The sequence below is a fragment of the Nocardioidaceae bacterium SCSIO 66511 genome (genome assembly GCA_023100825.1).
Taxonomy (GTDB): domain Bacteria; phylum Actinomycetota; class Actinomycetes; order Propionibacteriales; family Nocardioidaceae; genus Solicola.
Window position 1 is genome coordinate 1,594,475 of record CP095846.1, and the last position, 13,348, is coordinate 1,607,822.

General features: G+C 68.2%; 11 protein-coding genes. 10 read left to right on the forward strand and 1 reads right to left on the reverse strand.

The genetic code is table 11. The features are described 5' to 3' along the window. Positions 1-57: 57 nt before the first annotated feature. Both MU582_07530 and MU582_07535 read left to right on the forward strand, forming a co-directional pair. Positions 58-1,182 carry an LLM class flavin-dependent oxidoreductase gene (locus tag MU582_07530; protein ID UPK76474.1) on the forward strand — a complete coding sequence of 375 codons (1,125 nt, stop codon included), beginning with the start codon at positions 58-60 and terminating at the stop codon, positions 1,180-1,182. Then, positions 1,179-1,820 carry an FMN reductase gene (locus MU582_07535; GenBank protein ID UPK76475.1) on the forward strand — a complete coding sequence of 214 codons (642 nt, stop codon included), beginning with the start codon at positions 1,179-1,181 and terminating at the stop codon, positions 1,818-1,820. Before MU582_07530 ends, MU582_07535 begins: the two co-directional genes overlap by 4 nt. A gap of 180 nt (positions 1,821-2,000) precedes the next feature. Here MU582_07535 and MU582_07540 read toward each other — a convergent pair whose 3' ends face one another. Continuing rightward, a complete protein-coding gene (locus MU582_07540) occupies positions 2,001-3,953 on the reverse strand; it encodes a peptidase M13 (GenBank protein UPK76476.1) in 1,953 nt (650 codons plus the stop codon). 166 nt (positions 3,954-4,119) lie between these two features. On the opposite strand from MU582_07540, the gene MU582_07545 reads away from it, so the two are divergent. The 8 genes from MU582_07545 to MU582_07580 are packed head-to-tail and all read left to right on the forward strand — an operon-like array spanning position 4,120 to position 13,335. Further along, complete coding sequence (locus tag MU582_07545; protein UPK76477.1) at positions 4,120-4,953, forward strand: siderophore-interacting protein; 834 nt, start codon at positions 4,120-4,122, stop codon at positions 4,951-4,953. Between the two features lie 30 nt (positions 4,954-4,983). After that, positions 4,984-5,958, forward strand: coding sequence for an ABC transporter substrate-binding protein (locus tag MU582_07550; protein ID UPK76478.1), 975 nt, complete (start codon positions 4,984-4,986; stop codon positions 5,956-5,958). Continuing rightward, positions 5,958-7,025, forward strand: coding sequence for an iron ABC transporter permease (locus tag MU582_07555; protein UPK76479.1), 1,068 nt, complete (start codon positions 5,958-5,960; stop codon positions 7,023-7,025). The genes MU582_07550 and MU582_07555 overlap by 1 nt, the downstream gene beginning before the upstream one ends. A 2-nt stretch (positions 7,026-7,027) precedes the next feature. Continuing rightward, a complete protein-coding gene (locus tag MU582_07560; protein ID UPK76480.1) occupies positions 7,028-8,101 on the forward strand; it encodes an iron chelate uptake ABC transporter family permease subunit in 1,074 nt (357 codons plus the stop codon). Between the two features lie 11 nt (positions 8,102-8,112). Further along, entirely contained in the window at positions 8,113-8,976 is an 864-nt protein-coding gene (locus MU582_07565; protein UPK76481.1) for an ABC transporter ATP-binding protein, read from the forward strand. Further along, the gene (locus MU582_07570) at positions 8,973-9,827 is read left to right on the forward strand and encodes a siderophore-interacting protein (protein ID UPK76482.1); all 855 of its coding nucleotides are present in this window, start codon (positions 8,973-8,975) and stop codon (positions 9,825-9,827) included. The genes MU582_07565 and MU582_07570 overlap by 4 nt, the downstream gene beginning before the upstream one ends. Then, positions 9,824-11,542 carry an ABC transporter ATP-binding protein/permease gene (locus tag MU582_07575; GenBank protein ID UPK76483.1) on the forward strand — a complete coding sequence of 573 codons (1,719 nt, stop codon included), beginning with the start codon at positions 9,824-9,826 and terminating at the stop codon, positions 11,540-11,542. The genes MU582_07570 and MU582_07575 overlap by 4 nt, the downstream gene beginning before the upstream one ends. Beyond that, on the forward strand, positions 11,539-13,335 hold the full coding sequence (locus MU582_07580) for an ABC transporter ATP-binding protein/permease (protein UPK76484.1): 1,797 nt from the start codon (positions 11,539-11,541) through the stop codon (positions 13,333-13,335). The genes MU582_07575 and MU582_07580 overlap by 4 nt, the downstream gene beginning before the upstream one ends. Positions 13,336-13,348 lie beyond the last annotated feature (13 nt).

Genomic DNA, 13,348 nt, shown 5'->3' on the forward strand with positions numbered 1-13,348 from the left:
ACTCGTACCCGCAGTGGTTGAAGATTCAACAGAGACCACGAATGCGGAGGCGACATCATGCAGATCGGCATCTTCAGCGTCGGCGACCTGACCGTCGACCCCACCAACGGCAACCTGCCGACTGAGTACGAACGGATCAAGGCGATGGTCCGGATCGCGCAGAAGGCCGAGGAGGTGGGCCTGGACGTTTTCGCGACCGGAGAGCACCACAACCCGCCGTTCGTCGCACCCGCGAACCCGACCGTCCTGCTCGCGAACATCGCGGCGAAGACCGAGCGGTTGATCCTGTCGACATCGACAACGCTGATCACCACCAACGACCCCGTACGGCTGGCCGAGGACTACGCGTACCTGCAGCACCTGGCCGACGGTCGGGTCGACCTGATGATGGGCCGCGGCAACACCGCTCCGGTCTACCCGTGGTTCGGCAAGGACATCTCGCAGGGGCTCAACCTGGCGATCGAGAACTACCACCTCCTGCACAAGCTGTGGCGTGAGACCGACGTCGACTGGCAGGGGAAGTTCCGTACGCCGCTCAACTCGTTCACCTCGACGCCGCGGCCGCTCGACGGAGTCCCGCCGTTCGTCTGGCACGGGTCGATCCGCAGTCCGGAGATCGCCGAGCAGGCCGCGTTCTACGGTGACGGCTTCTTCGCCAACAACATCTTCTGGCCAAAGGAGCACTACATCCGGCTGATCAACCTGTACCGACAGCGGTACGCGCACTACGGCCACGGCACGCCGGAGCAGGCGATCGTCGGGCTCGGTGGCCAGGCGTTCATCCGCAAGAACTCCCAAGACGCTGTCAACGAGTTCCGGCCGTACTTCGACAACGCGCCCGTGTACGGCCATGGTCCGTCGCTGGAGGACTTCACGGCACAGACACCGCTGACCGTCGGGAGCCCGCAGCAGGTCATCGAGAAGACGTTGACATTCCGTGAGTTCTTCGGTGACTACCAGCGCCAGCTGTTCCTGATGGACCACGCAGGCCTGCCGCTCAAGACGGTGCTCGAGCAGCTCGATCTGCTCGGCGAGGAGGTCGTACCGGTGCTGCGCGAGGAGTTCGCGAAGCGGACCCCCGCCGGCGTACCCGATGCGCCGACGCACCAGAGCCTGCTCGCCGCACGAGAGACGTCCGCCGACGAGGCGGCCGAGGACAAGGAAGGTACGACCACCGCATGACCAGCAGCGAAGCCACCACGGGTACGAAGGTCGTCGTGATCTCGGCCGGACTCGGGCAGCCCTCGACGACGCGCATGCTCGGCGATCGGCTCGGCGAGTCGATCCGACGCCACGTCGGTGAGTCCGGCGGGCTTGCGAGCGTTGACACCTACGAGCTGCGCGGGCTCGCACACGAGATCACCGATGCGATGCTCACCGGCTTCGCGGGTGAGAAGCTGCGGCCGGTGCTCGCGGCTCTCGAAGAGGCCGATGCGCTGGTCGTCGTCACGCCGACCTTCCAGGGTTCGTACGGCGGACTGTTCAAGTCGTTCATGGACGTCGTCGACGCCGAGGCACTCATCGGCAAGCCGGTCTTGGTTGCCGCCACCGGTGGTACGGCCCGCCATTCGCTCGTACTCGACCACGCGCTACGCCCGCTGTTCGCCTACCTGCAGGCGCTCGTCGTACCGACCGGCGTCTTCGCCGGCCCGGGAGACTGGGGCGACGCGGGCGACGGCTCACGCGGCTTGAGCGAGCGGGTCGACCGTGCCGCCGCCGAGCTCGCCAACCTGCTCATCGGAGCGGGCACCGGGCGTCGTCGCGAAGACGAGTTCGACCTGTTCAGTGACTCGATGCTGGCGGCCGCCCGGCCGGTGTAAATCGCGGTCAGGGGGGCGTACCACTCCCTAGCAAACTGTCGCCGCTACCGGGCAAGTTTGCCGGTGAGCGGCGCGGTTTGCCATGGGCCCGTGGTATTCCACGCCGCTACGGCGCAAGTTTGCCGGTGAGTGGCGACAACTTGCCGGTGAGCGGCGTGGCTGAGTACGACCGGCGACGTTTCACCAGATGGAGACGCGCTGCTCCGAGTCGAGCCACAGTGCATCGCCGGGAGTCACCTCGAACGCATCGTAGAACGCGTCGATGTTGCGGACGACCTGGTTGCAGCGGAACTCCGGCGGCGCGTGTGGGTCGATCGTCAGGCGGCGGACGACTTCCGCGGGGCGTACCTTGCTCTGCCAGGCCTGCGCCCACGACAGGAAGAACCGCTGGGCGGCGCTCATGCCGTCGATCTCGGCCGGCTCGACACCGCCTTGCGCGATCCGGAAGGCCTTGTACGCAATGGACAGGCCGCCGAGGTCGCCGATGTTCTCGCCGATGGTCAAGGACCCGTTTACCGTACGGTCGGGTGCGTCTTCGGGCGACAGTACGTCGTACTGGTCGATGAGGCGCGTCGTGCGCTCCTCGAATGCGGTGCGGTCGTCGTCGGTCCACCAGTTCGCGAGCCGACCGTCGCCGTCGTAGTGCGACCCCTGGTCGTCAAAGCCGTGTCCGATCTCGTGGCCGATGACTGCGCCGATCGCGCCGTAGTTGACGGCGTCGTCGGCGTCGGGATAGAAGAACGGCGGCTGAAGGATCGCGGCCGGGAACACGATCTCGTTCATCGTCGGGTTGTAGTACGCGTTGACCGTCTGCGGTGTCATGAACCACTCGTTGCGGTCGACCGGCTTGGCCAGCTTGGCGAGCTCGTACGCGGTCGCGAACGCCGATACCCGGCGCACGTTGCCCCACAGGTGGTCGCGGTCGACGATCAGCGCCTCGTAGTCGCGCCACTCCAGCGGATGGCCGACCTTCGGCGTGAATGCATCGAGTTTGGCGAGTGCCTTCTTGCGGGTCTCCTCGCCCATCCAGTCGAGGGCGTTGATGGACTCGCGGTACGCCTCGATCAGGTTCGCGATCAGTTCATCCATGCGTACCCGGGCCGACGGCGGGTAGTGCCGTTCGACGTACAGCTTGCCGACTGCCTCGCCCATCGACATCTCGACCAGGCCGACGCCGCGTTTCCAGCGGTCGCGTAGCTGTGCGGTGCCACTGAGGGTGCGCCCGTAGAAGTCGAAGTTCTCGTCGACGAACGCCGCCGGCAGGTACGGCGCGGCCGCGTGCACGATGTTCCAGCGCGCCCAGTCGCGCCAGTCTTCGAGGCGGTCGTCGCGCAGGAGCCCGGCGAACTCCGTGAGGTACGAGGGCTGCGAGACCACGACCTGGGCGATGACCCCCGGGTCGAACTCAGAGCTGTCGAGCCACCCGGACCAGTCGAAGCCGGGGGAGAGCTCGTCGAGGCCCGCACGGTCCATCGGGTTGTACGTACGCTGCGCGTCGCGGCAGGCGACGCGGTCCCAGTGGGCTGCGGCGAGGTCGGTCTCGAGCCGCATCACCCGCTCTGCGCGCGCTGACGCGTCGTCGAGGCCGGCCAGATCGAGCATCGCAGCGACGTGGCGTACGTACGCCGCACGCACGTCGGCGAACTGCTCGTCGGTGTAGTACGACTCGTCGGGCAGGCCGATGCCGCCTTGTACGACGTGCAGGACGTTGCGCTCGGGATCGAGCGCGTCGGGCGCGACGTAGAGCCCGAACGCCCCGCCGACGCCGATGCGCTCGAAAACGCCGAGCTGGTGTACGAGCGCGGCGACGGTGGTCACGGAGTCGACGTCGGCGAGGTCGGCCTCGATCGGGCCGCGACCCGCCGCCTCGATCGCGTCTTCATTCATGAAGCTCGCGTACAGATCGCCGATCTTGCGTTGCTCGGTGCCCTCGGCGGCATCGGACGCCCGGGCCTCGTCGAGGATCTCGCGTACAGCGACCTCGGCATCGTCGCGCAGGTCGCTGAACGATCCGGCGACGGCACGGTCGGCCGGGATCTCCGTACGGTCGAGCCATCGGCCGTTGACATGTCGGAACAGGTCGTCGGCGGGGCGTACCTCGGGGTCGAGCTCGCTGGTGTCGATTCCATTCACGCGAGCCACGCTACGGCAGCCGACCAACCGCGCGTGCCGGGACCTGGAACCTCGTGAGTGCGGCGCGGTGATTGCTGCGTCACACCTGGTGGACAGGCGCTTGACCGTGACCGGTGGGTGAGAGTTAGGGTTGCCTCATCTAATAACCGCCCCGAGGAGTACGTTCATGCCCAAGTCCGACAGTAGTCGGAGATACCCGCGCGAGTTCACGGTCGTCGAAACGAGCTGGGTGACGCGGTCGATGCGTCGGGTCGTACTCACCACCGATGACTTCGAGACGTTCCTCTCCCGCGACGGCGGCTTCACCGATCGGTACGTCAAGCTGGTCTTCTGCGACCCCGACACGACCTACCCGCAGCCCCTCGACCTCGAGCAGGTACGCGAGACGCTGCCGCGCGAGGCCTGGCCGGTCCGCCGTACGTACACGGTGCGCTGGATCGACCGGGAGGCTCGCACGATCGCGATCGACTTCGTCGTACACGGCGACGACGGGATCGCGGGTCCGTGGGCCGCAGGTGCGCAGGTCGGCGACCGCATCCATCTGTTGGGGCCCGGCGGCGCCTACGCCCCGGCCGACGACGCAGACTGGCACCTGATCGCCGGTGACGACGCCGCGCTTCCCGCGATGTGTGCCGCCTTGGAGGCGATGCCCGACGGCGCGAAGGTGCAGGCGTTCATCGAGGTCGACGGCCCACAGGACCAGCAGCCGATCACGACGGCCGCGGACGTCACGGTGACGTGGCTGCACCGCGACGGCGCCCCTGCCGGCTCGACCTCGCTCATCACCGATGCGGTGCGCTCGATGGATTGGCCCCAGGGCCGTGCGCAGGTTTTCATCCACGGTGAGTCCGGCCTGTTGAAGGCCCTTCGCTCGCATCTGCTGGACGACCGCGGCGTCGACCGTGGCGACCTCTCCTTCTCCGGCTACTGGCGCAAGGGCGCCGACGAAGAGGGATTCCGTGTTTGGAAGGCCGAGCAGGCGAAAGCGGCAGTCGTCTGAGCGGGCATCCGCGGGCACTAGGTTGACGCCATGAGAACTCCTTGGATCCGTACGCTCGCCGTTCTCGCGGCGACGCTCATGGTCGCGGCAGGCTGCACCGACGACGACTCCGACCCGACCGATGCCGAGGACGGCGATGCACGCATCGTCGAGCACGCGTACGGCGAGACCACCATCGAGGGCACGCCGGAACGCGTTGTCAGCCTCGGATTGACCGACGCCGATCCACTTCTGGCGTTGGGGGTTGAGCCGATCGCCATCCGTCCTGGTTACGGCGTCGACGGAGTCGGTCCGTGGGCGGAGAAGGCTCTTGACGACGCAGACCCCGAGATCCTCGACTCCGGTCAGATCGACGTCGACGAGGTCGCCGCGCTCGACCCCGATCTGATTGTCGCCGTCAGCGCGGACGTCGACGAAGCGACGTACGACAAGCTCTCCGAGCTCGCGCCGACGATCGTCCGGCCAGAGGGCGCCATCGACTACGGCGTCTCCTGGGAGGTCGCCACGACGATGATCGGCACCGCGGTCGACAGACCCGACGAGGCGAAGACGATCATCGAGGACACCAAGGTCGCGATCAACGACACACTGCGGGCCAACCCGCGCATCGACGGTACGAACGGCGCGATCGTGCGGGCCAACCCGAAGGGCGGCTGGTACGTGTACACGCCGGTCGATGCCCGCGGGCAGTTCATGTTCGAGCTGGGTGTGAACCTGCCGCCGAAGCTCGCCAAGCTCGACGACGGCAGCAGCTACTGGATCGACATAGACGCCAAGAAGACCGATCTGCTCGAGGGTGACGTCGTGGTGGCGATCGGGGACGCCAAGGAGCAGAAGCGGTTCAAGAACGACAAGCCGTTCCAGCAGCTGTCGGTCAACCAACGCGGGGGAGTCGTCTACGTACCCTCCGCCCCCCTCGGTCAGTCCCTCGCGTACACGACAGTGCTGAGCATCCCGTACTCGCTGGAGCACCTCGCTCCGAAGATCTCGGGGGCGCTCGACTGATGTCCACTGCCACGGCGGCGCGCCACGACTCCGACCGCATCCAGACCCACGACGTCGAACGTCGCCGGTCTCGCGGTGTGCTGCTCGGCGGGCTTGCCGTGGCGTTGGTGGTGCTCTTCGTCGTGGCGCTGCTCAGCGTCTTTCTCGGCACCCGAACGATCGAACCCGGCCAGATCTTCGACACGTTCTTCCACTACGACAGCACCAACACCGACCACCTTGTCGTCTGGACGCTGCGGGTGCCGCGTACGTTGGCCGGCATCCTGGTCGGCGTCGCGCTCGGGCTCGCCGGTGCGGTGATGCAAGGCGTTGCGCGCAACCCGCTCGCCGACCCGGGCCTACTGGGCGTCAACGCGGGCGCCGCGCTCGCCGTCGTATGTGCGATCAGCATTCTCGGGGTCGGCACGGCGATGGGGTACGTGTGGTTCGCCTTCCTCGGTGCCGCGGTTGCCGCCGTCTCCGTCTACCTCATCGGATCGCTCGGTCGCGAAGGCGCCACCCCGGTGAAGCTGGCTCTCGCGGGAGCGGCGATGACCGCCGCGCTGCAGTCCATCACGACCGCGATCCTGTTGACCGACGTCGCGACGTTCGACAAGTTCCGCTTCTGGACGGTCGGGTCGCTCGCCGGCCGCAAGCTGGAGCTGGTCCTCCAGGTCGCGCCGTTCATCGCCGCTGGCGTCGTACTCGCCTTGTGCACCGGGCGCCTGCTGAACGCGTTGTCGCTTGGCGACGACGTCGCGCGTGGCCTCGGTCAGCGCGTTGTGTTTGCGCGGGCGCTGTCGGCCGGGGCAGTGGTCCTGCTGTGCGGAGCGGCGACCGCACTCGCCGGTCCGATCACCTTCCTCGGACTCACCATCCCGCACGTCGCGCGGCTCATCACCGGCCCCGACTACCGCTGGATCCTGCCGTACTCGATGGTGCTTGCGCCGATCCTGCTCCTCATCTCCGACATCGTGGGTCGCTTGGTCGCGAAGCCCGGCGAGCTGCAGGTAGGCATCGTGATGGCCGTCATCGGCGCCCCGTTCTTCATCGCCCTCGTGCGCCGTCGCAAGCTCGCGGAGCTGTAGCGATGACGACCTTGAAGGACGAGCTGTACGCAGAGCTCGCCGACCGCTCGCCGGTGGCGACGGTCCGCCGTGCCCGTAAGCGCCGCGCCGCGCGGGTCACCGCAGTCACCGCCGTGCTCGCGACGGTCTGCTTCGCGATCTTCTGCGTGTCGCTGTCGGTCGGTGACTTCAACATCCCGCTGCCCGATGTGGTCGCGACGCTCTTCGGCGGCGGCGACCGTGCGACGCAGTTCATCATCAGCGACCTCCGGCTTCCGCGCGCGCTGACCGCGGCACTCACCGGCGCGGCGTTCGGACTGTCCGGTGCGATCTTCCAGACGCTCGTACGCAACCCGCTGGCGAGCCCGGATCTGATCGGAATCACCCAGGGCGCGAGCGCTTCGGCGGTCATTTGCATCCTCGGCTTCGGCCTCAGTGGCTTCGCCGTCTCGGTCGGAGCGTTCGCCGGTGCGTTGGCGACGGCGCTCGCGATCTACTTGCTCGCCTGGCGCGAGGGCATCAGCGGCTACCGGTTCGTACTCATCGGCATCGCGATGGCGGCCATGCTGATGAGTGTCATCTCGTACCTCATGACCCGCGCCGAGGTGTACGACGCACAACAGGCGCTGGTCTGGCTGACCGGCAGCCTGAACGCGAAGACGTGGGCGACCGTGCAGATCGTCGCGTGGGCGAGCGTGGTGCTGATGCCGCTTGCGGTGATGTTCGGCCGTGGTCTGCACGCGCTGCAGATGGGTGACGACGCTGCGAAGAGCCTCGGCCACCGAATCGAACGCTCTCGACTGTCGCTGATCGTGATCGCCGTCGCCCTTGCTGCGGTGGCGACTGCGGCAGCCGGTCCGGTCGCGTTCGTCGCGTTCGTCGCCGGGCCGATCGCGCGGCGGCTCGTCGGCCACAACGGCCTCGCTCTCGTACCGGCGGCACTCGTCGGCGCCGTGGTGATGCTCGGATCCGACTTCGTAGCACAGCATGCGATTCCCGATACGCAGTTCCCGGTCGGCGTTGTCACGGGCATCGTCGGCGCCCCGTACCTGCTCTGGCTACTCGTGACGACGAACCGTGTCGGACGCGGTGGATGAGGAGACATCTGATGACGACCGAACACACCCTCGAAGCGCGCGACCTGAGCCTTTCGTACGACAGCCGCCCGGTCGTACGCGACCTCAGTGTTGCCGTGCCGGCGGGCATGGTCAGCGTGATCGTCGGCGCAAACGCCTGCGGTAAGTCGACACTGCTGCGCGGGTTGGCCAGGCTGCTCTCACCGGTCTCCGGAACCGTCTGCCTCGACGGCAAGAGCATCCATTCGATGCCGACCAAGACGGTCGCGACGATGCTCGGGTTGCTCCCGCAGTCGCCGGTTGCACCCGAAGGCATCAAGGTCGCCGACCTCGTCGGCCGCGGCCGCTACCCGCATCAGGGCTGGTTCCGCAGCTGGAGCAAGGACGACGATGAGGCCGTGGCACAAGCCTTGTTGGCGACAGACACCCTCGAGCTCGCAACGCGTTCCGTCGACGAACTGTCGGGAGGGCAGCGGCAGCGGGTGTGGATCGCGATGGCGCTCGCCCAGGACACCGACCTGCTGTTACTCGACGAGCCCACGACGTTCCTCGACGTCAGCCACCAGGTCGAGGTGCTCGACGTGCTCACCGACCTCAACCGTCGGCGCGGTACGACCATCGTGATCGTCCTGCACGATCTGAACCTCGCTGCGAGGTACGCCGACCACCTGATCGCCATGAAGGACGGCGAGATCATCGGCGAGGGCTCTCCCTCGTCGGTCGTGACCGAGGAGACCGTCGATGCGGTGTTCGGAATGGAGTCACAGGTCGTGACCGATCCGGTCTCCGGAACCCCGATGGTCGTGCCGATCGGTCGACATCACAGCCGACGCGACGACGACGCGCGAGTCGTCGACATCGCCTCGCACGACCTCGTAGAAGGAGCCGCTCGATGACCAGGCAACTCTCGTACTTCGAGACGACGCTACGCAGCAGCGAGCAGCTGACGCCACATCTTCGCCGCATCGTCCTGGGCGGTGGGCAGCTGGACTTCTGGCAGAGCAGCGGTGTGCCGGACGAAGCGGTGCTCCTCGTCGTACCCGATGCCGACGGATCGGTCGACCTCCCCTCCGAGCTCAACGGCCACAACTACGAGCGGTGCCGCTGGTACACCGTGCGTCATTTCGACGAGACACGCCGCGAGCTGACCATCGACGTCGTCGGCCATGACGTCGGTCTCGCGACGCGCTGGGTACGCCGCGCTCAGGTGGGCGACCGGCTCGGGCTGTCGTCGGTACGCAACTGGTACTCGCGCCCGGCCGATGCGGCGTGGCAGCTGCTCGTCGGCGACATCACGGCGGTTCCGGCGATCGCGCGCATCCTGGAGGAGCAGTCCGATTCGGTCCCGACGGTCGTCCGCATCGAGCTCGCCGACCCGGCCGACACGGTTCCACTGCCCGAGCGCGACAACGTGAGCGTCGAATGGGTGCACAACTCCGGTGAGAGCCGGCTCGACGATCTCGTACGTACGGCGGTCCTACCCGACGGCGACGGTTACACGTTCGCGGCGGGTGAGGCGGCAGCGACCCGCGGAGTGCGGCGCTACCTGCGTCACGAGTGCCGGTTGCCCGCGGCGCGGTACAGCGTCATCGGTTACTGGACGGCGCGTTCGGAGGAGTTCAACCGCCGGCTCGAGTCGTCGGGCATCGACCTGCGGGTGATCTACGAGGAAGGTGCCGCCGCGGGCAAGGGCGAGGAGGAGCTCGCCGACGAAGTCGACCGGCAGTTGGTCGCCGCCGGGCTGTGACCTCGTATGCGGGCGGGATGCCGCTCACCGGGGCACGGCTGATCGGGCGGGCTTACCGCCGCGAGTTCCCACGAGTCGTCGGCGGAGCGGCCAGTCTGTCGCTCCATCAGCTCTGTGAGGCGATGGTCCCGGTCGCGATCGGGCTGATCATCGACCATGCCGTCGTCCCGCGCGACACATCGGCGCTACTCGTCGGCATCGTCTGCCTGACGGCGCTGTTCACCGTGCTGATGCTCGCTTACCGTACGGGCGCCCGGGTGCTCTTCTACGGTACGCAGCGAGAGAGCCATCGGCTGCGCGTCGCGATCGCGGAGCATTCGCTGCACGGGCGCGGCGCACGGACGTCGTTGCGATCGGGTGAGCTGCTGTCGATCGCGGCGACCGACGCGGACCTGACCGGCATGACCCTGCGACTGTCGGCGTTCGCCGCAGGGGGAATCACCGCGATCGTGGCGTCGGCGGTCGTGCTGCTGCGCATCGACGTCGTACTCGGCGTCGGCGTCATCGTTGGGGCGCCCGCGATCGTCGGGTTGCTGCACCTCCTCGCGCCCTGGATGACGCGGCGTTCTGCCGCCCAGCAGGCGGCGATCGGACGGACGACCGCGATGGCGACCGACCTGGTCAGCGGAGTGCGGGTCCTACACGGCATCGGCGCCGAAGACCAAGGCACGCGACGGTATACGGACGCCAGCCAGGAGGCTCTCGGAGCCGCGCTGTGGGCGTCTCGCTGGCGAGGACTGCTACTCGGCGCCAGCGAGGCCGCGAGCGGGTTGTTCCTGGCGGCGGTCGCAGGTACGGCCGGCTGGTTCGCCCTCGAGGGGCGGATCTCCGTCGGCGAGCTGGTGACCGTGATCGGGTTGGCCCAGTTCATCTCCGAGCCCGTCAAGATGCTGGGCGGCGTTGCGGAGGACCTCGCATCGTTCCGCGCATCCGCCGACCGTGTCGCGACGGTATTGAACGCACCGCACCTCGCCGACGACGGCGATCGGGAGGCTCCGGGAGACAGCGGGATCGCGGTCGAGAGCCTGACGTACCGATCGCTGACCGGCCTGACCCTCAGGGTCGCTCCGGGAGAGTTGGTCGGTGTGGTCGCCCTCGATCCGCAGGACGCCGAGGCATTGGTCGAGGTGCTGTCCGGACGTGCCGACGCGGCAGCGGTCGAGGGCTCGGTGTCGGTCGGCGGCGTATCGGTCGCGGACGCGAGCCAGCAGAGCGTACGTGCGGCGCTGCTCGTCGAACCGCACCATGTGTCGCTGTTCGAAGGCGATCTCGAAGAGAACCTACGGCTCGCCGGAGTCGACCGCGGCGAGAGCGCACTCGATGAGGCACTCGCTGCGACGAGCGCCGACGACGTCGTTGCGTCGCATCCGGACGGGCTCGCCCGCGTTCTGTCCGAGCGCGGCCGTGATCTCTCGGGCGGACAACGTCAGCGCATCGCGCTTGCGCGCGCTCTCCTGGCCGATCCCGGCGTTCTCGTCCTGCACGACCCGACGACCGCCGTCGACGCCGTCACGGAGGCAGATATCGCGGCCGGCCTCACGGCGGTACGACATGCCGACGGCGGATCCCGCGCAACGATCATGGTCGCGGCCAGTCCGGCGCTGCTCGCCCGCGCCGACCGGGTTGTCGTCGTCGACGGCACCGTCGTGGCCGAGGGAACGCACGACGACCTGCTAGGAGAGCATGACGCGTACCGCGCGCTGGTGGCGCGATGAGCGATATCGAGTCGAGCGAGCATCGCGATGAGCGTCGGGTGCTCCCGATCGCCGACCGGCGTACGACCTGGCGCGTACTCGGACGCGAGCTCCGCGTGCGCCGGGGCACGGCGGTCGTCACCGTGCTCGCGTTCGCCCTCTCCAACATCTGCGGCCTGTTGGCGCCGTGGACCCTCGGCTGGTTGGTCGACGCGGCCATCGACGGCGCCGCACGTTCCGCTGTCGTCCTCGCGGTCGCGGTCCTCGCCGCAGCTGCGCTGGGCGGGGGCGGCTTCCTGCTGGTCGGTTACGTCATGATGGCGAGGCTCGGCGAGGGCGTTCTTGCGGCGCTGCGAGAACGCGTTGTGGCTCGAGCCCTTCGGCTGCCTACGTCGGTCCTCGACCGCGCCGGCAGCGGCGATCTGTTGACGCGGGTCGGAGACGACGTCGCGAACGTGACCCAGGCGATCAACAACACACTGCCCATGGTCGTGGGTGCGGGCCTGGCCACCGGGCTCACGGCGGTCTCGCTGTTCGGGCTCGACTGGCGACTCGGACTCGCCGGACTCGCCTGTGCGCCGATCTACGGACTCGCCGCACGCTGGTACGTACGGCGAGCCGTACCGCTGTACGAACGAGAGCGGCTGGCGGTCGCAGAGCGGGCGCAGACCGTCGTCGGTGCCCTCGACGGCACCGACACAGTACGCGCGTACCGCGCGGGCGATCGGATGGTCGCCTCGATCTCGGGCCGGTCGATGGAAGCGATGAACCTGCGGGTCCGCTCCTTCCGGCTCCTGACGACGTTCTCGGGTTGGATGAACCGGGCGGAGCTCGTCGGCCTCGGTGCATTGCTGTGCGTGGGTTTCCTGCTGGTCGATGCCGACGGCGTATCGGTCGGCCAGGTGACGACGGCCGCGTTGTTGTTCCACCGGCTGTTCGGGCCGATCGGCGTTCTGATGGTGACGCTCGACGACATTCAGTCCGCCGGAGTGAGCCTGGCCCGGTTGGTCGGGGTGATCGAGGTGGCCGAGACCGACGAGAACCCGACCCGTGGCGTGATCGGATCGCCGTCGATCCGAGTCGACGGGCTCAGCTACCGCTATGAGGGCGGACCCGAGGTGCTTCACGACGTATCGCTCAGCGTCGCACCGGGGGAGAGGCTCGCGCTCGTCGGTGCGAGCGGGGCGGGCAAGACGACCCTTGCCACTCTCATCGCCGGACGGCTGTCGCCGACCGAGGGCGAGGTGCGGATCGCCGACGTCTCCACCAGGGACCTCGGCGAGTCGGGTGCGCGTGGTTGGGTCTCGATGGTGAGCCAGGACGTGCACGTGTTCTACGGTCCGTTGCGCGACGACCTGCGACTTGCGGCGCCCGAAGCCGGTGATGACGACCTCCGCGCGGCGCTCGACGCGGTCGGTGCCTTGACCTGGGTGGCCGCGCTCCCCGACGGATTGGCGACGGTCGTCGGCGAGAACGCGCTCCAACTGACCCCCGCGCGCGCTCAGCAGGTCGCGCTCGCCCGACTCGTGCTCGCCGATCGACCGGTCGTAATCCTCGACGAGGCCACGGCCGAGGCGGGCAGTGCAGGAGCGGCCGAGCTCGAGCAGGCGGCCGACTCGGTGGTCGCCGGGCGTACGTCCGTTGTCGTCGCGCATCGCCTGACGCAGGCGCTGGTGGCCGATCGGGTCGCGGTCCTCGAGGCCGGTCGGGTCGTCGAGGTCGGTCCGCCGGCGGCGCTGATCGAGCGCGGCGGTGAGTTCGCCCAATTGTGGGACGCCTGGCATGCGGGCCACCAGCACGCCGATGCTCGGTGAGTGACTTTCGGGC